The sequence below is a fragment of the Streptomyces sp. WM6386 genome, assembly GCF_000972385.1.
In the GTDB taxonomy this organism is placed as follows: Bacteria; Actinomycetota; Actinomycetes; order Streptomycetales; family Streptomycetaceae; genus Streptomyces.
Genome location: NZ_JXTE01000381.1, coordinates 1 through 590, shown reverse-complemented (window position 1 = coordinate 590; position 590 = coordinate 1). Strand labels below are relative to the sequence as shown.

Annotated in this window: 1 protein-coding gene; it reads right to left on the bottom strand. The window is 71.0% G+C overall.

Annotated elements, in window-relative coordinates:
* A partial coding sequence (locus tag TN53_RS49710) for a twin-arginine translocation signal domain-containing protein (protein ID WP_420719171.1) occupies positions 1 to 87 on the bottom strand: 87 nt, incomplete at its 3' end.
* Positions 88 to 590: the final 503 nt, after the last annotated feature.

The window sequence follows — 590 nt, the reverse complement described above, 5'->3', positions numbered from 1 at the left end:
CGTTCCCGTCAGGAGGGCGGCTCCTCCGGCAGCCGCGCCCCCGGTGAGGAAGTTCCGCCTGTGGATACCTTCAGCGTGGCGAGCCATCGAGCCAACCCCTTTGTCCTGATGAGTCAATACGGCCAGGCTATAGATCGGTTCACGCCACCGGCACTCAGAAAATTGCGCTCGTTCTCGGCGGCCTTCCTGCCCGCCCGGAGGATCCACGGGACGGCCGGCAGGCATGGCGAGGTGGTTCGCGGACAGTCGTACGGGCCGGGGCCGACGGTGTCTGCGGCCTGCGGATTCAGGCCCCGAAGGAGGCCGCGTGGACGGCGATGTGCCGGAGGACGCCGCGTGGCGTGGTCCTGCTTCGCCCGCCGCGGACCTGGGCGGCTGCCTCGTAGGAAAGATCACGCCACGGTGCCACGAAGAAGCCCGCCCGGGAGGCGTCACGGGCGGGCGGTCTGCGGTGGTGCGGGCGCTCACCTCATGTGCAGCGCCGTCGCCTTGCCGGAGGCCGGGGCGGAACGGGAGGCGGATGTCGGGTCCAGGTGGATCCGGAGCAGCCGGCGGATCCGTTCGTGTCGGCGGATTCGGCGGCCGTCCCG